Annotated in this window: 23 protein-coding genes; 13 read left to right on the top strand and 10 right to left on the bottom strand. The window is 60.5% G+C overall.

The window, feature by feature from the left end; genetic code table 11:
- Positions 1–116: 116 nt before the first annotated feature.
- Positions 117–350 carry a 50S ribosomal protein L28 gene (gene rpmB / locus QRN38_RS10925; RefSeq protein ID WP_002551514.1) on the top strand — a complete coding sequence of 78 codons (234 nt, stop codon included), beginning with the start codon at positions 117–119 and terminating at the stop codon, positions 348–350.
- 11 nt (positions 351–361) lie between these two features.
- A complete protein-coding gene (gene rpmG / locus QRN38_RS10920) occupies positions 362–517 on the top strand; it encodes a 50S ribosomal protein L33 (RefSeq protein ID WP_002551515.1) in 156 nt (51 codons plus the stop codon).
- Between the two features lie 107 nt (positions 518–624).
- Here the strand turns inward: rpmG and QRN38_RS10915 are convergent, their stop codons facing one another.
- Entirely contained in the window at positions 625–990 is a 366-nt protein-coding gene (locus QRN38_RS10915) for a cupin domain-containing protein (protein ID WP_005769553.1), read from the bottom strand.
- Positions 991–1228: 238 nt separating this feature from the next.
- Between QRN38_RS10915 and QRN38_RS10910 the strand changes: the two genes are divergently transcribed.
- On the top strand, positions 1229–2722 hold the full coding sequence (locus tag QRN38_RS10910) for an aldehyde dehydrogenase (RefSeq protein ID WP_057418708.1): 1494 nt from the start codon (positions 1229–1231) through the stop codon (positions 2720–2722).
- A 62-nt stretch (positions 2723–2784) separates the two neighbouring features.
- Here the strand turns inward: QRN38_RS10910 and QRN38_RS10905 are convergent, their stop codons facing one another.
- Positions 2785–3036, bottom strand: a complete 252-nt coding sequence (locus QRN38_RS10905; RefSeq protein WP_007246503.1) for a hypothetical protein — start codon at positions 3034–3036, stop codon at positions 2785–2787.
- Between the two features lie 112 nt (positions 3037–3148).
- Between QRN38_RS10905 and QRN38_RS10900 the strand changes: the two genes are divergently transcribed.
- Positions 3149–4297 carry an MFS transporter gene (locus QRN38_RS10900; protein ID WP_057418707.1) on the top strand — a complete coding sequence of 383 codons (1149 nt, stop codon included), beginning with the start codon at positions 3149–3151 and terminating at the stop codon, positions 4295–4297.
- On the opposite strand, the gene QRN38_RS10895 is transcribed toward QRN38_RS10900, so the two are convergent.
- Together QRN38_RS10895 and QRN38_RS10890 are read right to left on the bottom strand one after the other, a co-directional pair.
- Positions 4294–5874 carry a phospholipase D family protein gene (locus QRN38_RS10895; protein ID WP_057418706.1) on the bottom strand — a complete coding sequence of 527 codons (1581 nt, stop codon included), beginning with the start codon at positions 5872–5874 and terminating at the stop codon, positions 4294–4296. The genes QRN38_RS10900 and QRN38_RS10895 overlap by 4 nt on opposite strands.
- Positions 5875–5946: 72 nt before the next feature.
- Positions 5947–7368 (bottom strand): aminotransferase-like domain-containing protein, encoded by a 1422-nt coding sequence (locus tag QRN38_RS10890; protein WP_054090652.1) that lies wholly within the window; start codon positions 7366–7368, stop codon positions 5947–5949.
- A gap of 175 nt (positions 7369–7543) precedes the next feature.
- Here QRN38_RS10890 and QRN38_RS10885 point away from each other — a divergent pair, with 175 nt between their 5' ends.
- Entirely contained in the window at positions 7544–7795 is a 252-nt protein-coding gene (locus QRN38_RS10885) for a DUF1127 domain-containing protein (protein ID WP_054090651.1), read from the top strand.
- Positions 7796–7800: 5 nt separating this feature from the next.
- Here the strand turns inward: QRN38_RS10885 and QRN38_RS10880 are convergent, their stop codons facing one another.
- Complete coding sequence (locus tag QRN38_RS10880; RefSeq protein WP_057418705.1) at positions 7801–9114, bottom strand: NAD(P)/FAD-dependent oxidoreductase; 1314 nt, start codon at positions 9112–9114, stop codon at positions 7801–7803.
- 105 nt (positions 9115–9219) lie between these two features.
- Between QRN38_RS10880 and QRN38_RS10875 the strand changes: the two genes are divergently transcribed.
- The gene (locus tag QRN38_RS10875; RefSeq protein ID WP_005769534.1) at positions 9220–9573 is read left to right on the top strand and encodes a YkgJ family cysteine cluster protein; all 354 of its coding nucleotides are present in this window, start codon (positions 9220–9222) and stop codon (positions 9571–9573) included.
- A gap of 14 nt (positions 9574–9587) precedes the next feature.
- On the opposite strand, the gene QRN38_RS10870 is transcribed toward QRN38_RS10875, so the two are convergent.
- Entirely contained in the window at positions 9588–10076 is a 489-nt protein-coding gene (locus QRN38_RS10870) for an Lrp/AsnC ligand binding domain-containing protein (protein ID WP_004655323.1), read from the bottom strand.
- Between the two features lie 156 nt (positions 10077–10232).
- On the opposite strand from QRN38_RS10870, the gene dadA reads away from it, so the two are divergent.
- The 6 genes from dadA (at position 10233) to QRN38_RS10840 (ending at position 16063) form a co-directional block, all read left to right on the top strand.
- Positions 10233–11534 (top strand): D-amino acid dehydrogenase, encoded by a 1302-nt coding sequence (gene dadA, locus QRN38_RS10865; protein WP_024668382.1) that lies wholly within the window; start codon positions 10233–10235, stop codon positions 11532–11534.
- Entirely contained in the window at positions 11506–11859 is a 354-nt protein-coding gene (locus QRN38_RS10860; RefSeq protein ID WP_005769531.1) for a RidA family protein, read from the top strand. The genes dadA and QRN38_RS10860 overlap by 29 nt, the downstream gene beginning before the upstream one ends.
- A gap of 79 nt (positions 11860–11938) precedes the next feature.
- Positions 11939–13012, top strand: a complete 1074-nt coding sequence (gene alr / locus QRN38_RS10855) for an alanine racemase (protein ID WP_057418704.1) — start codon at positions 11939–11941, stop codon at positions 13010–13012.
- 126 nt (positions 13013–13138) lie between these two features.
- The gene (locus QRN38_RS10850) at positions 13139–13687 is read left to right on the top strand and encodes a cupin domain-containing protein (RefSeq protein WP_010208319.1); all 549 of its coding nucleotides are present in this window, start codon (positions 13139–13141) and stop codon (positions 13685–13687) included.
- A gap of 24 nt (positions 13688–13711) precedes the next feature.
- Positions 13712–14035, top strand: a complete 324-nt coding sequence (locus QRN38_RS10845) for a c-type cytochrome (protein ID WP_005769524.1) — start codon at positions 13712–13714, stop codon at positions 14033–14035.
- Between the two features lie 96 nt (positions 14036–14131).
- Entirely contained in the window at positions 14132–16063 is a 1932-nt protein-coding gene (locus QRN38_RS10840) for an acetyl-CoA hydrolase/transferase C-terminal domain-containing protein (protein WP_007246492.1), read from the top strand.
- 78 nt (positions 16064–16141) lie between these two features.
- Here the strand turns inward: QRN38_RS10840 and QRN38_RS10835 are convergent, their stop codons facing one another.
- Genes QRN38_RS10835 through QRN38_RS10825 form a run of 3 tightly spaced genes read right to left on the bottom strand, consistent with a single transcriptional unit; the run spans position 16142 to position 19118 of the window.
- Positions 16142–16960 carry a sulfite exporter TauE/SafE family protein gene (locus QRN38_RS10835; RefSeq protein WP_005769520.1) on the bottom strand — a complete coding sequence of 273 codons (819 nt, stop codon included), beginning with the start codon at positions 16958–16960 and terminating at the stop codon, positions 16142–16144.
- Positions 16953–18206 carry an NAD(P)/FAD-dependent oxidoreductase gene (locus tag QRN38_RS10830; protein ID WP_057418703.1) on the bottom strand — a complete coding sequence of 418 codons (1254 nt, stop codon included), beginning with the start codon at positions 18204–18206 and terminating at the stop codon, positions 16953–16955. Before QRN38_RS10830 ends, QRN38_RS10835 begins: the two co-directional genes overlap by 8 nt.
- Positions 18207–18233: 27 nt before the next feature.
- Positions 18234–19118: an MBL fold metallo-hydrolase gene (locus QRN38_RS10825; RefSeq protein WP_057418702.1), complete on the bottom strand. Its 885-nt coding sequence runs from the start codon at positions 19116–19118 to the stop codon at positions 18234–18236.
- 263 nt (positions 19119–19381) lie between these two features.
- Here QRN38_RS10825 and QRN38_RS10820 point away from each other — a divergent pair, with 263 nt between their 5' ends.
- Positions 19382–20701 carry a sigma-54 interaction domain-containing protein gene (locus QRN38_RS10820; protein ID WP_005769514.1) on the top strand — a complete coding sequence of 440 codons (1320 nt, stop codon included), beginning with the start codon at positions 19382–19384 and terminating at the stop codon, positions 20699–20701.
- Between the two features lie 363 nt (positions 20702–21064).
- Here QRN38_RS10820 and QRN38_RS10815 read toward each other — a convergent pair whose 3' ends face one another.
- Positions 21065–21634, bottom strand: coding sequence for a xanthine phosphoribosyltransferase (locus QRN38_RS10815; protein WP_003378039.1), 570 nt, complete (start codon positions 21632–21634; stop codon positions 21065–21067).
- Between the last annotated feature and the right edge of the window lie 13 nt (positions 21635–21647).

Below are 21647 nucleotides of genomic sequence, written 5' to 3'. Positions count from 1 at the left end.
ACTGTAGGTGTAGCCGGTAAGACCCTTAAAGAAACGCGGCGCCTGGCGCCAAATGACTGAGAGATTAAGCGGCCAACCCATGCCGGGTTGGGCATGTGGTTTTAGAGGGCTGAGGCATGTCGAGAGTATGTCAAGTTACCGGTAAGGGTCCGGTGACTGGGAATAACATTTCCCACGCAAACAACAAAACCCGTCGTCGTTTCCTGCCAAACCTGCAGCATCACCGCTTCTGGGTTGAAGGCGAGAAGCGTTTTGTTCGTCTGCGCGTATCTGCTAAAGGCATGCGCATCATCGACAAGCGTGGCATCGAAGTTGTGCTCGCTGAACTCCGTCGCGACGGCAAAATTTAAGGGAGAGAATCATGCGTGAATTGATCCGTTTGGTGTCGAGCGCTGGTACAGGCCATTTCTACACCACCGACAAGAACAAACGTACTACTCCGGATAAAATCGAAATCAAAAAATTCGATCCGGTTGTACGCAAGCACGTGATCTACAAAGAAGGCAAAATCAAGTAATTGATTCTGTCGACTACAAAAAAGCCCGCCTCGCAGCGGGCTTTTTTGTGCCTGCGGGTTCAGCCCCAACGTGCATCAGATCCCTGATCACATCCGTGTAAACAGCCTCAGCCCTGTTTCGGCTCGAACACCACGTAGATCTTGCGGCACGCCTCAAGCACCTCCCATGTTCCCTTGAAGCCTGCCGGGATCACGAAACGGTCACCTGCACGTAGTGTTTTGGCAGTGCCTTGCTCGTCGCGCAGCACGCTGACGCCCTGAACGATCTCGCAATATTCATGCTCGGTGTAGTTGACCTGCCACTGCCCAGGCTCGCCATTCCAGACACCTGCACTCATCTGGCCGCATGGGCTGTTGTAGTGGTTGTAGATCGTCTGTGCCGGGTCGCCCTTGAAGACTTTTTCCGGCGCCGGGCGATAGTGCTCAGCGTCGGTGCTGGCTTCGCTGAAGTCGACGATGCTTTCAATGCTCATGCTGGATCCTTGCGCTGAATACGTTGACGGTTGAATGAGCAAGCAGGGCAGTAATGCCCTGGATACCCACAACGACCGTTTAATAAAATCAACAAAAATGGCCGGTAATGGCTATTCATGTCAAATATATTGGTTTTGCCAAGCCGCTGGTTTAGGGTATTGGCCGCTCCTGAACTTTTCATATCGTGTCGCTAATCAACCATGACACACCCGCATTCAACAAGAGGAGGACATAAAAATGACCACCCTGACCCGTGCTGACTGGGAACAACGCGCCCAAAATCTGAAGATCGAAGGCCGCGCCTTCATTCAAGGTGAATACACCGCTGCCGCCTCCGGCGAGACCTTTGACTGCATCAGCCCGGTCGATGGCCGGTTGCTTGCCAAGGTCGCCAGTTGCGATGCCGCCGACGCCCAGCGTGCGGTAGAAAGCGCTCGCAGCGCCTTCGACTCGGGCGCCTGGTCACGACTGGCCCCGGCCAAACGCAAGGCCACCATGATCCGTTTCGCCGGGTTGCTTGAGCAGAATGCTGAAGAACTGGCCTTGCTTGAAACGCTGGACATGGGCAAGCCGATCAGCGACTCGCTGGGTGTCGACATACCCGGCGGCGCCCGGGCCCTGAGCTGGAGCGGCGAGGCGATCGACAAGCTGTATGACGAAGTCGCCGCAACCCCTCATGACCAACTGGGCCTGGTAACCCGCGAGCCGGTCGGTGTTGTGGCTGCTATCGTGCCGTGGAATTTCCCGCTGATGATGGCCTGCTGGAAGCTCGGCCCTGCGCTGTCCACCGGCAACTCGGTGGTGCTCAAACCGTCGGAAAAATCCCCGCTGACGGCCATTCGCATCGCGCAATTGGCCATCGAGGCCGGCATTCCGGCGGGCGTGCTCAATGTGCTGCCGGGTTACGGCCACACCGTTGGCAAGGCGCTGGCGTTGCACATGGATGTGGACACGGTGGTGTTCACCGGCTCGACCAAAATCGCCAAACAACTGATGATCTATGCGGGCGAATCGAACATGAAGCGCGTCTGGTTGGAGGCCGGCGGCAAAAGCCCGAACATCGTCTTTGCCGACGCCCCCGACCTGCAGGCCGCCGCCGACTCCGCCGCCAGCGCAATTGCATTCAATCAGGGCGAAGTCTGCACGGCGGGTTCGCGCCTGCTGGTCGAACGCTCCATCAAGGATCGCTTCCTGCCAATGGTGATCGAAGCCCTTGGCACCTGGAAACCCGGCAATCCGCTGGACCCGGCGTCCAATGTCGGCGCACTGGTCGATACTCAGCAGATGAACACAGTGCTGTCTTACATCGCAGCCGGGCATACCGATGGCGCCAGGCTGGTCGCGGGCGGCAAGCAAATTCTGCAGGAGACTGGCGGGACTTACGTCGAGCCAACGATTTTTGACGGCGTGAACAATGCCATGAGGATCGCGCAGGAAGAAATCTTCGGCCCGGTGCTTTCGGTGTTGACGTTCGACACAGCCGAAGAAGCCATCCAGATCGCCAACGACACGCCATACGGCCTGGCCGCTGCGGTATGGACCGCGAACCTCTCCAAGGCGCACCTGACCGCCAGAGCACTGCGCGCGGGCAGTGTGTGGGTCAACCAGTACGACGGCGGCGACATGACCGCGCCGTTCGGCGGCTTCAAACAATCGGGCAACGGCCGCGACAAATCGCTGCACGCGTTCGACAAATACACTGAGCTGAAATCCACCTGGATCAAGTTGTAAGGCGCAACCTTTACGCTTGCTCCAACGTTGGGGCGCGAGGGGCGCTAGCTGTCTGGCGCTTTCTAATTGCGGCTTCTACTAGCGGCCGCCACAACCGCTTCCAGTAGCCGCTCTTCGCTGAAAGTGAAATCACCGTACTGTGCAATTGCGATACAGGTCGAAAGCCCTTGAATCGCAGCATCGGCAGTGCCCCCTGCCTGCAGCTCGATAGACTTCTTCGCAAAGAATTGCGCAGGTCCCGTTTTACCTGTGCTTTTCAATGACAGAATCAGCTTGTCCAATGCGACCAGCAATTCAGAGGTCTCACTCACCATGGAACTCCCCTTGTTTTTCATGCATGCCAGCGCTGAGCATTGGCACGATAGGCATTTCAGGATTTGTACAGTGCGATGAGCGCATAGCGCAACGCCGAGCAGGAGTTTGAAAATGCGTTGGGGTACTTATTTTGCCGTACTGGCGTCGGTGCTGGGGGTTGGTCTGGCAATGGGCGTCAGCATGCCGCTGGTTTCATTGCGGCTGGCAGGCTGGGGCTATGGCTCGTTTGCCATTGGCATCATGGCGGCGATGCCTGCGGTGGGCGTGCTGCTCGGCGCGGCGCTGGCCAGTCGTCTGGCGGCGCGCTTTGGCACGGCCAGTCTGATGCGCCTATGCCTGTGGGCCGGGGCGGTTTCGGTCGGAGCGCTGGCGCTGCTCCCGTACTACTGGATCTGGCTGGTCTTGCGGCTGACCCTCGGGGCGATCCTGACCATCGTCTTCGTGCTGGGTGAAAGCTGGATCAACCAGTTGGTCATCGAGCGCCTGCGCGGGCGTCTGGTGGCGCTGTATGGCAGCACCTACGCATTGAGTCAGCTGGCGGGCCCGCTGCTGCTGGGCGTGATCGGCACCGAAGCCGACTATGGTTTCTGGATTGGCGTAGTGCTGCTGGTCGGCTCACCATTTCTGCTTCTGGGACGTACCGGGGCGCCGTCGACCGAATCCTGCAATGTGACGCTTGCCGATCTGTCCGGTTTCTGTCGCGGCATGCCTGCCATCGCCTGGGCGGTCGCTCTGTTTGCCGCATTTGAAGCGCTGATCCTCACCCTGTTGCCGCTTTATTGCATACGTCACGGTTTCACCCCGCAAATCGCTCTGATCATGGTCAGCGTGGTGGTGGTCGGTGACGCGCTGCTGCAACTGCCTATCGGCATGCTCGCCGACCGCATTTCACGTCGCGCGATGTTTACCGGCTGCGCCGCCTTGCTGCTGATTTCCAGCCTGCTGGTGCCGCTGCTGATCGATACCGCTCTGATCTGGCCGCTGTGGACCGTCTTTGGTGCCAGTGCCGGCGGGCTGTTTACCCTGTCGCTGATTCTGATCGGCGAACGCTATCGCGATGATTTGCTGGTCCGCGCCAACGCGCATGTCGCTCAACTATGGGGCATCGGCTGCCTGCTCGGCCCTTTGATAGCTGGCGCGGGCAGCCAGTGGGTCAGCGGCGAGGCCTTGCCGCTGATGATGGCTGCAGGTGCCTTTGGCCTGCTGATGCTGATCAGGCGGCGCGGCGCGTTCGGGGATTCGCAGGCAGCACGCGCCTAAAGCATTCTTTCAAGACCGATGGCACGGCTCATCCATGCATTGAAGCGCCGCCACCAGTCGCCCGGCTCGGTGTGCAGCGTGTGGATTTGCCCGTTGTCCTCGGTCACCCACACCACTTTGCCTTCTTCCAGCCGAGCTTCGTACGTGAGCGACGGGGCCATGCCCTGCAGCGTCAGCTCGCGCAGTTCTTCGGCCAGTTGCGGGCTGTCGACCAGCACGCCGACTTCGGTGTTCCACAACACTGAGCGTGGGTCGAAGTTGAATGAGCCGACAAACACTTTCTGCCGGTCAAAGATCATCGCCTTGCTGTGCAGGCTCGATTCCGAGCTGACCAGTGAATGGCTTTTCCTGAACAAATGCGGGCCGCTACTGCGCATGGTTTCGGTCTCACCGGGCTGGCGACGCAGTTCATACAGCTTCACACCGTGCTCCAGCAGCGCCTTGCGATACGGCGCATAACCACCATGCACGGCGGGCACATCGGTGGCTTCCAGCGAATTGGTCAGCAGGCTGACGTTGACCCCGGCATCGGCACGGCCAGTCAGGTACAGCAAGCCTTCCTGACCGGGCACAAAGTACGCAGAAATCAGCATCAGCTCCTTGCGAGTGTTCAGCAGCTCGGGGGCCAGTTGCGTGGTCAACAGCAGGTGTGGATCAGGCTCGCCCTGTGCCAGCACTTTAGTCGGCGCGTCCCACAGCGCCTGGTTATGCGCCCAGACCAACTCGTTGAGCCAGGTTTTCATGCGTGGCTGAGTCTTGTAGGCCATCAACCGCTCATACAGCGCCTTGTGCTGCTGATGAGCCTGCTCAAGCGAATCGTCCAGCCGCTGCCGGGCCTCGGCCAGGTCCTGGCCATCGGGCAGGAAGTACATGAATTGATCGATGGGCTTGCTGAGCGTGCTGTTCCAGTACTGATCAAAGCTGTGGCCGAGCTGCTCGGCGACCGGCCCGACGCTGAGCATGTCGATGTCGGTGAAATTGAGATTGGGCTCGGCGTCGAAGTATTCATCGCCCAGATTGCGCCCGCCGACGATGGCCGCACTGCTGTCGGCCAGCCACAGCTTGTTGTGCATGCGCCGGTGCTGACGCGACAGGTTCATCAAGCGTCCCAGGCTACGAGTGACGCCGGTTTCGCGGCCCAGGTTTTGCGGGTTGAACAGGCGAATCTGAATGTTCGGATGCGCAGCAAGCGTGGCGATGGCCTGATCGAGGCCATCGCTGGTGGTGTCGTCCAGCAGGATGCGCACCCGCACGCCACGGTCTGCCGCCTTGAGCAGCTCGTCGATCAGCGCGCGCGTGCTAAGGCCGTCGTGGACGATGTAATACTGCAGGTCGAGGCTGGTTTTGGCGTTACGGATCAGTTCGGCGCGGGCCTTGAAGGCGTCGCTGCTGTCAGGCAGCAGCCGAAAACCCGAACGCCCCTCGTGCGGCATCGCCATGGCCTGAATCGAACGGCCGAAGGCAGAACCCGAGGGCGGCATGGCCTGGCTCGGCTCGCTGGCGATCTGCTGGTGCGCGCAACCACTGACGCACACAGCCACCAGCAAGCAAAAGGGCAAGGCCCATGAGTTGTTCAAATTGACCTTCCGCGTCTGGAGATGGCTCGACTTGGCGATATGACCCACAAAACCGGGAAAGATTTGCCCGCGTCAGTCACTTTGCGCAATCAGTTGCGCAATCGTCTCGCCCACGATACGCACGGCGCTCTCGATTTCGCGGCTCGATTTGGCTGCGTAGTTCATGCGCATGCAGTTGCGGTATTTGCCCGAGGCCGAAAAAATACTGCCCACGGCAATCTGCACACCCTTGTCCAGCAAGGCGCGATTCAAGCGCAACGTGTCAAAATCCTCGGCCAGCTCCACCCACAACATGAAACTGCCCTGTGGACGACTGGCGCGGGTGCCTTCCGGAAAATAGCGCATCACCCAGTCGATCATCTGGTCACGGCTGCGCTGATACTGCGTACGCATGCGGCGCACGTGCGGCTCGTAATGCCCGCCTTCAAGAAAATCGGCGATGGCCAGTTGCGGCTGCGGGGCAGTGGAACCGGTGCCGATGTATTTCATGTGCAGCACCCGCTCCAGATAGCGGCCCGGCGCGACCCAGCCAATCCGCAGCCCAGGTGCCAGGGTTTTGGAAAACGAACTGCAGAGCAGCACGCGGCCATCCTCATCGAACGACTTGATGGTGCGCGGGCGAGGGTAGTTGTAGGCCAGATCGCCATACACATCATCCTCGATGATCGCCACGTCAAAGCGTTGCGCCAGGGTCAGCAAGGCGCGCTTGCGGGCTTCCGGCATGACGTAACCCAGCGGGTTGTTGCAGTTGGGCGTCAGCTGGATGACCTTGATCGGCCACTGCTCAAGGGCCAGTTCCAGCGCTTCAAGGCTGATGCCAGTCAACGGGTCGGTGGGGATTTCCAGCGCCTTCATGCCCACACCCTTGAGGGTCTGCATGGCACCGAAGAAGCTTGGCGAGTCCACCGCCACGATGTCACCGGGCGAGCAGATCGCCCGCACGCTTGCAGACAGTGCCTCATGACAGCCATTGGTGATGATCACGTCATTGGCGGTCAGGTTGCAGCCGGAGTCGAGCATCAACCGGGCAATTTGCTCACGCAGCCTGAGCACGCCGTAAATATTGTCGTAATACAGGCCCGGCATGTCCTGATGGCGGCTCAACTGGCCCAAGGCGCGCATCAGCGGTTTCAGAGTCGGGCTGGTGACGTCGGGCATGCCGCGCCCCAGTTGGGTGACCGCCTCGCGGGGCGCTACCCGAATCAGGTCCAGCACCTGATCCCATTGAGAGATATCCACAGGCCGTTGCGCTGGCCGACCCACCGCCGGGAGCGCCGGTGCATGCCTGCTGACCGAGACAAAATAGCCGGATTTGGGTTTCGGCGCGGCCAGCCCGCTGTCTTCCAGAACCCGGTACGCCTGCTGCACGGTGCTCAAACTGACACCGTGTTCGACGCTCAAGGCGCGTACCGACGGCAGACGGTCGCCGGGCCGGTAAAAGCCGTTTTCGATGCGCGAGCCGAGCAGTTCGGCAAGGTTGACGTAGAGCGTCATGGCGTACTCTCAAGTTATTCAACGCTGTAAAGCAATACAGATCAGCCGAAAATATAGCATTCAGCAGCGTATTTGAATCTTCTGTATGGAAAATATAAGAACTTTTTGAATCTGTAATGGTTTGGTTGTTCGCTTCATCATAGACCCACACCCACCCAGGATGAGGGAATTGGAGATGAACGGGTTCAGCGACGTGCGCCTTGCGCTTCACAGCCAGGAATTGAATGAATATTGGCCGACAGTGCTCCGAACGGTCCGCCCGAAAAAGGCCGACCTACTGGCGAGCATGAGCCGCTGGGCGCTGTATCGTCACCGCTGGGCATCGCGCCGCACCTTGCTGACACTGACCGACGATCAACTGCGCGACGTTGGCCTGGATTTTCAGCAGGCCAGAGTGGAGGCGATGAAGCCGTTCTGGAGGGCGTGAGCCTTTCAGCGCAGCTCTTTCAGGCGATGCCAGAGCATGCCCAGCGCCAGTAACGGCGAGCGCAGGTGTTTGCCGCCCGGAAAGGTCATGTGCGGCACCCTGGCAAACAGTTCGAAGCCGTCGCTGTGTTGCCCGGCGATGGCTTCGGCCAGCAAGCGACCCGCCAGGTGCGTGGCATTCACGCCATGCCCCGAGTAAGCCTGGGCGTAAAACACGTTTGGCTGCTGGCTGAGTCGGCCAATCTGCGGCAAGCGGTTGGCACCGATCCCGATCATCCCGCCCCACTGATAATCAATGGCCACGCTGGCCAGTTGCGGAAATACATCCAGCATTTTGGGGCGCATGTAAGCGGCAATATCCTGCGGATCGCGCCCCGAATAATGGCAGGCACCGCCGAACAACAAGCGGCGGTCAGCAGACAGCCGATAGTAATCAACCGTTACCCGCTGGTCGCAAACCGCCATGTCCTGCGGCAGCAACTCGCGTGCCTGCGCCTCACTCAAAGGCTCGGTCGCAATGATGTAGCTGCCTGCGGGCAACACCTTGCCGCTGATTTCCGGGTTCAGCTCGTTGAGATAAGCGTTGCAACCCAGCACCAGGGTTTTCGCCAGCACCGAGCCCTGAGCCGTGTGCACCTTGACCTGCGGACCGTAGTCGATGCGCGTGACAGCAGAATGCTCAAACACTTGCACACCCAGCGTTTGCGCGACGGCGGCTTCGCCCAACGCGAGATTCAACGGGTGCAGATGCCCGGAACCCAGGTCGATCAACCCGCCGACATAGCGGTCGGAGCCCACGACAGTGCGCATCTGATCGGCTTGCAGCAACGTCAACTCATGTCGATAACCCAGGCTGCGCAACTCCTCGGCGTCTTTGGCAAGGCTGTGCAGATCACGCGGCTTGTTGGCCAGATCGCAATAACCCCACTTCAGGTCGCACTCGATCCCGTACCGTTCGATGCGCTGGCGCACGATTTCAACCGCTTCGATGCCCAGCAGCTTGAGCTGCCTCACGCCTTCACTGCCAATGACATTGGCAAACTGCTCGACGCCATGACCGACACCACGAATCAATTGGCCGCCGTTACGCCCGCTCGCCCCCCAGCCGATCTTGCGTGCTTCCAGCAGCGCAACACTCAGCCCACGCTCGGCCAGCTCAATGGCGGTGTTAAGCCCGGAAAACCCGCCACCCACGACACACACATCGACCTTCAACTCACCTTGCAACGCCGGGTGATCCGCTTGCGGGTGGCTGCTGGCGGCGTAATAGGAGGCAACATGCTGATCGTCACGGGCTAGGTGCTGAACGCGGGCGTTCATGGATTTGTCCTGTTGGCGGCGTCTGGGTTGTCAGGAGGATAAGCCGCTGTCATGCGCCTGCCAACTGAGGCACACTTGCGGCAACACGTTCGGGTGATCGATTCAATGAGCTGTAACCGTGAAAAAGTCCGCGATCTGCGCCGCCAGATTCCTTCGTTCGACTGCGTGCCCGGCTGTCACGACTGCTGCGGCCCGGTGACGACCTCGTCCGAAGAAATGTCGCGCCTGCCGCGCAAGACGGTCGCCGAGCAGGAAGCGGCCTTCAATGAACTCAACTGTGTACACCTCGGCCCGCAGGGCTGCACCGTGTATGACGAACGCCCGCTGATCTGCCGCCTGTTCGGCACCACCGCAAGCCTGCCGTGCCCGAACGGCCGTCGTCCGGTCGAACTGATTCATCCACGGGCCGAAAAGCAGATTCACGAGTACATGGCCTCAACCCGGCAAGTGCTGGTCTAGGCCGGCGAGCATGATCAGTCGGCAATCGGCAGGTTCAGGCTCTCTTTGACTTCTTCCATCACGATGTAGCTCTTGGACTCGCGCACATGCGGCAGCTTGAGCAAGATGTCGCCCAGCAGCTTGCGATAAGAGGCCATTTCGGAAATACGCGCCTTGACCAGGTAGTCGAAGTCGCCGGACACCAGATGACACTCCAGCACGTGCGGCAGCTTGAGGACCGCGCGGCGAAATTCCTCGAACGTGTCACCGGACTTGTAATCCAGACTGATTTCCACGAACACCAGCAGGCTGGCCTTGAGGCTCTGTGGGTTCAGACGGGCGTTGTACCCCATGATGATCCCCTCGCGCTCCAGCCGACGCACGCGCTCGGTGCACGGCGTGGTCGAGAGGCCAACCCGCTCGCCAAGCTCGGTAAACGAGATACGACCGTCGGCCTGAAGGATGCGCAAGATGTTGCGGTCGATCTTGTCCAGCTCGCGATTTGACTGGTGTTGAGTGCGCACGGGTAATTTCCCCTCTAGCAAAGCGTTTATTGCCGTGAATAAACGCCAAATATAGATGCTTATACAGTGAGAAGCACTGCCCATTGCTCAATATACTGCCCACATCCTTGCTTAAAACTTAAAACGTCAGCGGATATCCGCGATGAGGTCATCGACATGCGCGTTCTGGTCCTTGGTAGTGGCGTAATCGGTACAACCAGTGCTTATTATCTGGCGCGTGCCGGCTTCCAGGTGACAGTGGTCGATCGTCAGCCGGCGGTCGGCATGGAAACCAGCTTCGCCAATGCCGGTCAGGTCTCGCCGGGCTACGCCTCGCCGTGGGCTGCGCCGGGTGTGCCGCTCAAGGCAATCAAATGGCTGCTGCAGCGTCATTCGCCTCTGGCAATCAAAGCCACCGCAGATATTGATCAATACCTGTGGATGGCGCAAATGCTTCGCAATTGCACGGCCAACCGCTATGCCGTCAACAAAGAGCGCATGGTGCGTCTGTCCGAATACAGCCGCGATTGCCTTGATGAGCTGCGCATCGAAACCGGCATTGCCTATGAAGGGCGCAGCCTGGGGACCACCCAGTTGTTTCGGACCCAGGCACAACTGGATAACGCCGCCAAGGATATCGCCGTGCTTGAACAGTCCGGCGTGCCTTACGAGTTGCTGGACCGCGCAGGCATTGCCCGTGTCGAGCCTGCGCTTGCCGGTGTGACCGGCATCCTCAGTGGCGCACTGCGCCTGCCCAACGACCAGACCGGCGATTGCCAGTTGTTCACCACGCGCCTGGCCCAGATGGCTGTCGAGCTGGGTGTCGAGTTTCGTTACGGGCAGAACATCGAGCGCCTTGAGCATGCAGGCGACACCGTCAGTGGCGTGTGGATTGATGGCGTACTGGAAACCGCTGACCGCTACGTACTGGCGCTGGGCAGCTATTCGCCGCAGTTGCTCAAGCCGCTGGGCATCAAGGCACCGGTCTACCCGCTCAAGGGCTATTCGCTGACCGTGCCGATCAGCAACCCGGCCATGGCACCGACTTCAACCATTCTCGATGAAACCTACAAAGTCGCCATCACCCGCTTCGATAACCGGATCCGGGTCGGCGGCATGGCGGAAATCGCCGGGTTCGATCTCTCGCTCAACCCGCGTCGGCGTGAAACGCTGGAGATGATCGTCGGCGACCTCTATCCTCAGGGCGGCGACCTGAGCCAGGCCAGTTTCTGGACCGGGCTGCGTCCGACTACACCCGATGGCACACCGATCGTGGGTGCAACACCGTTGCGCAACCTGTTCCTCAATACCGGTCACGGTACATTGGGCTGGACGATGGCGTGCGGTTCAGGCCGCTTGCTGGCAGACCTCATTGCCCGCAAGAGACCTCAGATCAGTGCCGCAGGGCTTGATATTTCTCGTTACGGCAACACCCAGGAGAATGCACAGCATGTCAATCCAGCGCCAGCTCACCAATGAGCGCATGAGTCAGGTCGTCGTCCACAATGGCACTGTTTATCTGGCGGGGCAGGTAGGCGATGACATGACTGCGGGTGTCGAGCAGCAAACCCGAGAGGTGCTGAACAGCATCGAGCGTTTGCTCGACCTGGCCGGCACCGACAAAACGCGCATTCTGTCGGTCACGATCTACCTCAAAGACATCGACGCCGACTTCGCGGGCATGAACAGCGTCTGGGACAAATGGCTGCCCAAGGGCTTCGCACCTGCGCGTGCAACGGTCGAAGCCAAACTGTGCGAGCCGCAAATCCTCGTCGAACTGTCGGTTATTGCCGCGCTGCCGTAACACATCGAAAAGCCCGGCGACGCTCTCTCGGCGTCGGGCGTTTTGACCCTTTTCACCTCTCCAGACAAGAAACGTCACCATGCGTCCAGCCCGCGCCCTTATTGATCTTCAGGCACTGCGCCACAACTACCGACTGGCCCGTGACAGCAGCGGCGGCAGAGCGCTGGCCGTCATCAAGGCCGACGCCTATGGTCACGGCGCGGTGCATGTCGCTCAGGCACTGGAAGCGCAGGCCAACGGTTTCGCGGTGGCGTGTATCGAAGAAGCACTGGAACTGCGCGCGGCAGGTATCCGAGCGCCGATTCTGCTGCTCGAAGGCTTTTTTGAAGCCGACGAGCTGGCACTGATTGTCGAGCACGACCTGTGGACGGTGGTGCACGCGATCTGGCAACTGGAAGCCATTGAACAGGCGCAGCCTGGCAAACCTCTGACGGTCTGGCTCAAGCTCGACACCGGCATGCACCGTGTGGGCCTGCACCCTTCCGAGTATCGCGCGGCGTATCAACGTTTACTGGCGACCGGCAAAGTGGCCAGGGTCGTCCTGATGAGCCATTTTTCGTGTGCCGACGAATTGAACAGCGCCTGCAGCGATCAGCAGGTCGCGGTATTTGAAGCCGCTCGCCAAGGGCTTGTGGCTGAAACCAGCCTGAAAAATTCTCCCGCCGTGATGGGCTGGCCGAAGATCCCCAGCGACTGGTCACGCACCGGCATCATGCTCTACGGCGCCACGCCGTTTGACCAGACGCAGCCGCTTGCCGAGCGTCTGCAACCGGTCATGACCCTTGAATCGAAAGTCATCAGCGTGCGCGAACTGCCCGCTGGCGAAGCCGTGGGTTACGGCGCGACTTTCGTCAGTGAGCGCCCCCTGCGCATCGGCGTAGTCGCAATGGGCTACGCCGACGGCTATCCGCGCCATGCGCCGACGGGTACGCCGGTGCTGATCGACGGCCAACGCTCAAGGCTGCTTGGCCGGGTGTCGATGGACATGCTCTGCGTAGACCTGACCGACGTGCCGCAGGCCGGGCTCGGCAGCCGCGTCGAGCTGTGGGGCAAGGCCGTGCTCGCCAGCGAAGTGGCCACGCAAGCAGGCACCATTCCCTATCAGATCTTCTGCAACCTGCGTCGCGTTCCGCGCATCTATTCAGAAAACTGATTGCCTGATCTGTCCGCCAGGCCCCCGAGGCGCGCGGTGTCGGTCGAAGTGTTGTAAATAATGAACGCTGTTGCCATGATGGCGTTCATCTCGACTAGACCTGACAAAAACTGGGGGAATATCGCATTGGACGTGGGTGAACGGCTGCAATCGATTCGCAAGCTCAAGGGCCTGTCCCAGCGTGAACTCGCCAAACGGGCAGGCGTGACCAACAGCACCATCTCCATGATCGAGAAAAACAGCGTCAGCCCGTCGATCAGCTCCCTGCGCAAAGTGCTGGGTGGCATTCCCATGTCCATGGTCGAGTTTTTTTCCGAAGAGACCGTGCCGGAAAACTCAGCTCAGGTGGTCTACAAGGCCAGCGAGCTGATCGATATCTCTGACGGCGCCGTGACCATGAAGCTGGTCGGCAAATCGCATCAGGGCCGCGCCATCGCGTTTCTCACCGAAACCTACCCGCCGGGTGCAGACACCGGGGAAGAAATGCTGATTCATGAGGGCGAAGAAACCGGAATCCTTGTGGAAGGGCGTCTTGAGCTGGTGGTCGGGCTCGACACCTACTTGCTAGAAGCGGGCGACAGCTACTATTTCGCAAGCACCCGACCGCATCGCTTCCGCAACCCGTTCGACGTGCCTGCGCGGTTGATCAGCGCGGCAACACCCGCCAATTTCTGAGCGCCTTATCGCGATGAGTGCAGCGTGAACCTTACCCTGAAGATTCTGGCCACCGCAGGTGCACTGACGGTTTGGGCGTTCAACGCCCAGGCTGCCGACAACGCCCGATCCCCTGACGACATCATTGCCACGCACTGCGTGGCCTGTCACAGCGTCGGCTTGCTGAAAGCGCCGAAAATCGGCGACACCGCGGCCTGGGAAGAGCGCGCGAATAAAGCCGGCGGGCTCGATGGCCTGCTGGCCAGCACCCTGAAAGGCCTGAGCATCATGCCGCCCAAAGGCAGCTGCGCAGATTGCACTGACGACGAACTGAAGAATGCTATACGGAGCATGTCCGGGCTGGAGTGAGCGGAGCCGTACTGGCCGCTCTGCGCACCCGCCATGCAGCACTTTCACTGCATCAACGGTCCAAGCTGCACCCAATAACAATTCAGGAGAGCTGGGATGCCGTATTCCTGTTCCATCGAGCAAGCCGTCGATCACGTTCTGGCGCAGTTACCCGAGCATGTCCATCTCGGCATGCCGCTGGGGTTGGGCAAGCCCAATCGGTTCGTCAACGCGTTGTACCAGCGCATCAGCCAGCTGCCTGAGCGACGGCTGACGATCTACACCGCCCTGACCCTGGGACGCCCCACACCCGGTGAGGGTTTGCAGGCGCGGTTTCTCGAGCCGTTTCTGGAACGCACCTTCGGTGACTACCCGGAGCTTGAATTTCTCGCCGCATTGCGCCGCGACAAGCTGCCTCCCAACATCCGCGTCCAGCAGTTCTTCATGCAGCCGGGCAGCCTGCTCGACAGTGCGCCGGCCCAGCAGGACTACGTCAGCAGCAATTACAGCCACGCCGCCCGCGATATCAACGCCCATGGCCTGAATCTGGTGGCGCAACTGGTCGCGCGTGACGACCAGCGGCCGGGCACGCTGAGCCTCAGTTGCAACCCCGACGTGACCCTCGACCTGCTGCCGATGATCGCCAAACGGCGCGCTGCCGGGGAGACCATTCTGATGCTTGGGCAGGTCCATGCCGACCTGCCGTACATGCCGGGCGACTCGGAGCTGGACGTCGAAGCCTTCGACCTGCTGTTGAACGAAGACGAACACAGCACGCTGTTTTCCACGCCCAACATGCCGGTGGGTTACCAGGATCACCTGATCGGTCTGCATGCCAGCACGCTAGTGCGCGACGGCGGCACATTGCAGATTGGCATCGGCTCGATGGGCGACGCACTGACCGGCGCATTGCTGGCGCGGCAGGCCGACAACGAAACCTGGCGCAGCCTGCTGGCTGACCTGAACATGAGCAACTGGCAGACCCTGATCGACCGGGAAGGCGGTTCTCAGCCTTTCGCCAGCGGGCTTTATGGTTGCAGCGAGATGTTCGTAAACGGGCTGCTGGTGCTGGCCGATGCGGGCATTGTGCGGCGCAAGGTGTATGCCGATGCCGAACTGCAAAGACTGGCCAACATGGGCACGCTGGATGAAGACGCGCACCCTGAAGGCGTGGTCGTGCATGGTGGGTTTTTTCTAGGGCCGTCAAGCTTCTACGAGCGGCTGCGCGAGCTACCCGCCGAGCGATTGGCGCAGTTCAACATGACTGCCATCAGCTACATCAACGAGCTTTACGGCCAAGAAGACCTCAAGCGTCTGCAACGCCGCGATGCGCGTTTTATCAACAGCGCGTTCACCGTCACCCTGATGGGTGCAGCGGTGGCCGATCAGCTGGAAGACGGGCGGGTGCTGAGCGGCGTGGGCGGCCAGTACAACTTTGTCGCGCAGGCCCATGCGCTTGAGGGCGCGCGTTCGATTCTGATGCTGCGCAGCTGGCGCGAGTCAGGCGGCGAGGTCAGTTCCAATATCGTCTGGCAGTACGGCCACACGACGATACCCCGGCACCTGCGCGATATCGTCGTGACCGAATACGGCATCGCTGACTTGCGCGGTCAGACTGACGCCACAGTGATCGAACGCATTCTGAACATCAGCGATTCGCGGTTTCAGCCCGGCTTGATCGAGCAGGCGCAAAAGGCCGGTAAATTGCCCAAGGACTTCATCCTCGACCCGCGCTTTACCCAGAATACGCCGGAGCGCCTGCGTGGCATTGCTGCTCACTATCCGTCGTTGTTCACCGAGTACCCGCTAGGCTGCGACTTCACCCCCGAGGAGCGTGATCTGCTGCGCGCATTGAACTGGCTGAAGAGCAAACTCAAGCTCACCGAAATACTCGAACTGGGCAAAGCCACCCTCGACGCCCCCGACCCGGAGACCTTCCCGCAGCACTTGCAACGCATGCAACTCGACCAGCCTCAAGGCCTGCGCGAGGAACTGTATCAGCGGCTATTGCTGGCCGGATTGCACAATACAACCGGGCTGACAGGATAGACGGATAAATATTGTGCCGGCGCTCCAGCGTCGGTACACAGCCCTGAACGCTCGGCATCCGATCTCAATGCCTGGCGCTCACACCTGCACCACCGCAAACACCAGCATCAACGCTGCCGCAATCCCGCAAACAGCAAACAACTGCTGCAAGCGCGGCCCTGCCAGGTAGCGGGCGACCTGCCTGCCACCTAGCAAACCGGCCACTGCGCCGAGTGCGAAGGGCGCGCCCACTGCCCAGTGCATCACCCCACTGAGCGACGCGATGATGACGCTACCGGTCGAGACCAGCGCGATTACCGCAAGCGATGTCGCCACGACGCTTTTCATGTCCAGGTCGCTGTAGCGTGTCAGCGCCGGAATGATCACAAAACCACCGCCAACACCAAGCAGCCCGGAGAGCAACCCCGAGCACATACCCGTGAACGTCAGGGCGCGCAGGCACGGCATTGTCCAGCGCAGGCGACCTTGCAACGGGTTGAGCACGCAAGGCAGCATTTGCGCACGCGGTGCCTGGCGGCCATCACGCAGTTCGCGGCTGGCCCTGATGAAGATACGCCCGCAGGCATACAGCAACACGGCAGAAAAGATCAGCGCCAGCGGCGTGTTGGGCAAACGATGGGCAAGCCAGAGACCGATGGGCGCCATCAGCACGCCGATACCCGCAATGTAACCCGCAGCGCGATAGCGCACGATGCCCTGACGTAGCCCCAATACCGCACCGACCCAGGCGGCAAGGCCGACAGCCAGCAAGCCTACCGGCGCTGCTTCGACAATCGTCAGGCCCAGCCCGAATACCAGCAGCGGCACTGCCAGAATGCCACCGCCTGCCCCCGTCAACGCCAGGACCGCCCCGATGATCACGCCCAGACCTGCACCCAATAGCGAGTGATCAATCATGTCTGGCTGTGGCCTTCTTCGGTCGGGCCAGCCATTCACGGCCTTTGAGCATGCCGTTCCAGTACAGCGCCGGCAGCACGCTCGCCTTCAACCACCACGCCAGACGGGTCGGTTTGCGGCCATCCAGCAACCAGCCCGGAAAGCTGGGGGCGACCTTGCCGCCATAGGTGAACTCGGCCAGCACGATCTTGCCTTTTTCGACCGTCAGCGGGCAGGAGCCATAACCGTCGTAAATGACGGGTTCACTCAGACGACCCATCGCAACCAGTACGTTGTTGGCCGCCACCGGCGCCTGCTTGCGCGCTGCCGCGGCCGTCTTGGCATTGCTGGTGTTGGTGACATCGCCCAGGCCATGAATGTTGGCGAACCGGCGGTGCCTGAGCGTGGCGGGATCCACGTCCACCCAGCCTGCCGCATCGGCCAGCGGGCTATTGCGGATGAAGTCCGGGGCAATCTGCGGTGGCACTACGTGCAACATCTCGAAGCTTTGCTCGACGGTCTCACAGGTTCCGTCCGGCAGCGTCTGGATGAACGTCGCGCGCTTTCCAGGCCCGTCGACCGCGATCAGTCGATGGCTGAACTTGAGGTCGATGGCATAGCGTTGAACATACGTCATCAGCGCAGGAACATAGTCCGCCACGCCGAACAGCACGCCACCGGCGTTATAGAACTGTGCGTTGATCTGCCCGAGACGACCCGCTTTGAGCCAGTGATCGCAGGACAGGTACAGGGCTTTCTGCGGCGCACCCGCGCATTTGATCGGCATGGGCGGCTGGGTGAATAACGCGCGCCCCTGTTTCAGGCCCTGCACCAGTTTCCAGGTGTAGGGCGCCAGGTCATAACGATAATTGGAGGTCACGCCATTGGCACCCAGCGTATCGACCAGCCCGTCGATGGCCGCCCAATCCAGTTTCAGGCCAGGGCAAACCACCAGTTGCTGATAGCCAATCGAGCGCCCGTCTTCCAGCGTCAGGGCGTTATCCTGCGGCTCGAACGTCGCTACTGCAGCCTTGATCCACTGCACACCTTTGGGAATGAGCGACTCCATACTGCGCGCCGTCGATTGCGGCTCAAAGACCCCCGCACCGACCATCGTCCAGCCCGGTTGGTAGTAATGGGTGTCGGCGGGGTCCACCAGCGTGATCTGCAGCGAGGCGTCACGGGCAAGCAGGCTTGCGGCGGTCGATATACCGGCAGCGCCGCCACCGACAATCAGGATCTGGCAGTTAAGGTTCAAGGCAGTCATCGCAGGGTTTCCGAAAGCGGGCAGGGCTTAAAAAGCATTGAGCGGGATCTTCAGATAGACGACGCCGTTGTCATCCGGCTCGGGAAAGTGGCCACCGCGCATGTTGACTTGCACTGCCGGGAGCATCAGCACCGGCATCTCCAGCGTGGCGTCGCGTGCTTCGCGCATGCTGACGAACGCTTCTTCATCCACGCCGTCATGCACATGGATATTGCTGGCGCGCTGCTCAGCGACAGTGGTCATGTATTTCAGATCTCGCCCGTCGGGCAAGTAGTCATGGCACATGAACAGGATGGTTTGCTGCGGCAACGCCAGCAGTTTGCGAATGGAGCGGTACAGCGTGCGTGCGTCGGCACCAGGAAAGTCGCAGCGTGCGGTGCCGTAATCGGGCATGAACAGCGTGTCGCCCACAAACGCGACCATCTTTTCGCCCACCTGTATCAGGTAACTCGTACAGGCTGGCGTGTGCCCCGGCGTATGCATGGCTTTTACCTGAAGCCCGCCAATGGCGAATGAGGCGTCATCCTCGACCAGCACGTCGAACTGGCTGCCATTGCGCGCAAAATCCGCCGGCGCGTTGAACAGCGCTCCGAAGGTTTCCTGGACCACCGTGATGTGACTGCCGATGACCACTTGCCCGCCCAGCTTCTGTTTAAGGTAGGGCGCTGCTGACAGGTGATCGGCATGCACATGGGTTTCGAGTATCCACTGCACCGAACCCTGCAAACCACGCACCCGGCCAATCATCCGGTCTGCAGCTTCGGTGCGGGTACGGCCGGACTTGGGGTCGTAATCGAGCACACTGTCAATCAGCGCGCATTGCCTACTCTCCAGATCCATCACCAGATAGCTGATGGTCCAGGTATGACTGTCGAAGAGCGCTTCGACATAAAGCTTTTCAGCGATGATCATGTGCGATTTCCGTTGCTGTAGATCGCCTCAAGACAAGCCCATAGGGGCCAGGCGGTTGGCAGACGTTGCTATTGACTCTCAATAAACATGCCAACAGCGTTTGAGCATGTAGAGCTTAGTGGGCACGGGGGTCTGAACAGTTCTACAAGATGGGCGGACGGCAATCAGCATGGATTGACTGCCATGTTCTGGCAGTCATGTGGCAGCTTCTGGCATAGACTGGCAGCCACTTAACCCAGGCTGAGCCCTCCGCAGGAGCACGTATGTCACTCATCGCCACCGATCTGCCCGGCAGCCGCATGCAATCGCTGGTGTCGTACCTCGAACACGACGTGCAGCCGACCATTGTTCTGGACACCGATTACAACATCATCGCTGCCAACACGGCCTATCAGCGCCAGTTCGGGGTCGAGGGTATGCCGCACGTGGGCGAAAAGTGCTACCGGGTTTCCCATCAGTTTGCAGTGCCCTGCGACCAGGCCGGTGAGCATTGCCCGATGCGCAAGGCTGATGAGACGCGGCGTCCGGAGCGCTTGCTGCACATTCACCACACACCGCGTGGCCCGGAACATGTGGATGTGGAGCTGCGGCCGATCCTCGATGATCGTGGCGAGGTCATTGCCTATGTCGAACGACTGACATCGGTGGCAGTGGCTTCGGTCCAGCCTCAGCAGCACGGGCTGGTCGGTCGTTCGGCGGCTTTCAAGGACGTCTTGAGTGCGTTGCAACGTGCCGCACCCGCGCAAATTCCCGTGCTGCTGCAAGGTGAGTCCGGGACCGGCAAAGAGCTGTTTGCCCGCGCGCTGCACGCCAGCAGCTCAAGGTCCGCCGGGCCATTGGTGGTGGTCGACTGCACGGGCCTGACGGAGAACCTGCTGGAAAGCGAGCTGTTCGGCTATGAAAAAGGCGCCTTCACCGGCGCTTTGCAACGCAAGACCGGCCTGGCCGAAGCGGCGCATGGCGGCACCTTGTTTCTGGACGAGATCGGCGAGGTGCCGCTGGCCATGCAGGTCAAGCTGTTGAGGTTGATCGAGTCCGGCAGCTTTCGTCCGGTGGGCAGCCTGAGAACCGTGCACTCGGATTTCCGTCTGGTGGCAGCCACCCACAAACCGATCAAGGACATGGTCGCCGAAGGTAGTTTTCGCCAGGACCTGTTTTACCGCATCAGCGCATTCCCGATTCGCTTACCCGCTCTGCGCGAACGCAGCGAAGACCTGCCATTGCTGATCGACAGCCTGCTGCAACGCACCTCACAGGGCGCTGCACCGCGCATCGATGCCCATGCCATGAAGCTGCTGAGCCACTACCACTACCCGGGCAACATCCGCGAACTGCGCAACATCCTTGAACGCGCCCGACTGTTTACCGATGACGGCATCATTCGCGCACAGGACTTGCCCGCAGAAGTGCGCGGGCATCAAGAAGAGAGCGGCCTGGCTTACCGCAGAACGGATGACAGCCTGGAAAAACTCGCCCACGCGCTACGCGTATTCAACGGCTCGCGCAGCGAACTGGCCAGAGAACTGGGGCTGAGCGAACGCACGTTGTATCGACGTTTGCGTGCGCTGGGTGTTTCGGGCTGATACGCAAGCCTGCTTTGGATTCTGGCCGGAGGCCGTGGAAGCCGACCGGGCGATGCATTTTTCGGAAAGCTTAGCGGCCCCATCGCGGACAAGTCCGCTCCCACGCCCTGTGGGCAGAAGCCCGTTATGTGTGTGGACCGGGCGATGCTTCGCTCGTCCGGGATCTCTCGGTTTTCGTGGGAGCGGACTCGTCCGCGAACTGCCGGGGACCGGCAGTAAACCGGTGCATACGTTACATCAGGTACAACCGAGGTAGTCTGGATCAGGGCCGCTTCGCAGCCCATCGCGGACAAGCGAAGCGCCGCCCGGTCCCACAGCCTTCGGCCAGAATCAAAAGCGGACTTGTGTGCAACCCCAAGCGCCTTACTTAAACGTCACCACGCCACCGGCAAGTGACTCGACCCGTGCCAGCGACTCTACGCGATAGCCTTGTGCATCCAGTTCGGCACGGCCGCCCTGGAAGGACTTCTCGATCACGATACCCAGACCTGCGACGGTGGCGCCAGCCTGTTTGATGATCGAGATCAGCGCTTGCGAGGCTTTGCCGTTGGCCAGGAAGTCATCGATGATCAGCACGTTGTCTGTGCTGTTCAAATGGCGCGGCGAGATGGCGACGGTGCTTTCCACCTGCTTGGTGAACGAGTACACGGTCGCCGACAGCAGGTTTTCAGTCAGGGTCAGCGACTGATGCTTGCGCGCGAAGATCACCGGTACGCCCATGTTCAGGCCGGCCATGACCGCTGGGGCAATGCCGGATGCTTCGATGGTCACGATCTTGGTCACGCCTGCGTCGGCGAACAGGCGGGCGAATTCGTCACCGATGGCTTTCATCAACGCCGGATCGATCTGATGGTTGAGAAACGCATCGACCTTCAGCACCTGATCGGACAGTACGATGCCTTCTTCGCGAATCTTCTTGTGCAGTGCTTCCACTTCAATTCCTTGG

The organism is Pseudomonas sp. CFBP2511, from assembly GCF_030209255.1.
Lineage (GTDB): Bacteria > Pseudomonadota > Gammaproteobacteria > Pseudomonadales > Pseudomonadaceae > Aquipseudomonas > Aquipseudomonas avellanae.
The sequence above is the reverse complement of the archived record's forward strand: the minus strand, read 5'-3'. Positions and strand labels throughout refer to the sequence as shown.

Excerpts from the sequence above, each read along its gene's own strand:
- rpmB (WP_002551514.1), top strand. The coding sequence starts at position 117 with ATGTCGAGAGTATGTCAAGTTACCGGTAAGGGTCCGGTGACTGGGAAT.
- rpmG (WP_002551515.1), top strand. The coding sequence starts at position 362 with ATGCGTGAATTGATCCGTTTGGTGTCGAGCGCTGGTACAGGCCATTTC.
- QRN38_RS10915 (WP_005769553.1), bottom strand. The coding sequence starts at position 990 with ATGAGCATTGAAAGCATCGTCGACTTCAGCGAAGCCAGCACCGACGCT.
- QRN38_RS10910 (WP_057418708.1), top strand. The coding sequence starts at position 1,229 with ATGACCACCCTGACCCGTGCTGACTGGGAACAACGCGCCCAAAATCTG.
- QRN38_RS10905 (WP_007246503.1), bottom strand. The coding sequence starts at position 3,036 with ATGGTGAGTGAGACCTCTGAATTGCTGGTCGCATTGGACAAGCTGATT.
- QRN38_RS10900 (WP_057418707.1), top strand. The coding sequence starts at position 3,149 with ATGCGTTGGGGTACTTATTTTGCCGTACTGGCGTCGGTGCTGGGGGTT.
- QRN38_RS10890 (WP_054090652.1), bottom strand. The coding sequence starts at position 7,368 with ATGACGCTCTACGTCAACCTTGCCGAACTGCTCGGCTCGCGCATCGAA.
- QRN38_RS10885 (WP_054090651.1), top strand. The coding sequence starts at position 7,544 with ATGAACGGGTTCAGCGACGTGCGCCTTGCGCTTCACAGCCAGGAATTG.
- QRN38_RS10880 (WP_057418705.1), bottom strand. The coding sequence starts at position 9,114 with ATGAACGCCCGCGTTCAGCACCTAGCCCGTGACGATCAGCATGTTGCC.
- QRN38_RS10875 (WP_005769534.1), top strand. The coding sequence starts at position 9,220 with ATGAGCTGTAACCGTGAAAAAGTCCGCGATCTGCGCCGCCAGATTCCT.
- dadA (WP_024668382.1), top strand. The coding sequence starts at position 10,233 with ATGCGCGTTCTGGTCCTTGGTAGTGGCGTAATCGGTACAACCAGTGCT.
- QRN38_RS10860 (WP_005769531.1), top strand. The coding sequence starts at position 11,506 with ATGTCAATCCAGCGCCAGCTCACCAATGAGCGCATGAGTCAGGTCGTC.
- alr (WP_057418704.1), top strand. The coding sequence starts at position 11,939 with ATGCGTCCAGCCCGCGCCCTTATTGATCTTCAGGCACTGCGCCACAAC.
- QRN38_RS10840 (WP_007246492.1), top strand. The coding sequence starts at position 14,132 with ATGCCGTATTCCTGTTCCATCGAGCAAGCCGTCGATCACGTTCTGGCG.
- QRN38_RS10835 (WP_005769520.1), bottom strand. The coding sequence starts at position 16,960 with ATGATTGATCACTCGCTATTGGGTGCAGGTCTGGGCGTGATCATCGGG.
- QRN38_RS10830 (WP_057418703.1), bottom strand. The coding sequence starts at position 18,206 with ATGACTGCCTTGAACCTTAACTGCCAGATCCTGATTGTCGGTGGCGGC.
- QRN38_RS10825 (WP_057418702.1), bottom strand. The coding sequence starts at position 19,118 with ATGATCATCGCTGAAAAGCTTTATGTCGAAGCGCTCTTCGACAGTCAT.
- QRN38_RS10820 (WP_005769514.1), top strand. The coding sequence starts at position 19,382 with ATGTCACTCATCGCCACCGATCTGCCCGGCAGCCGCATGCAATCGCTG.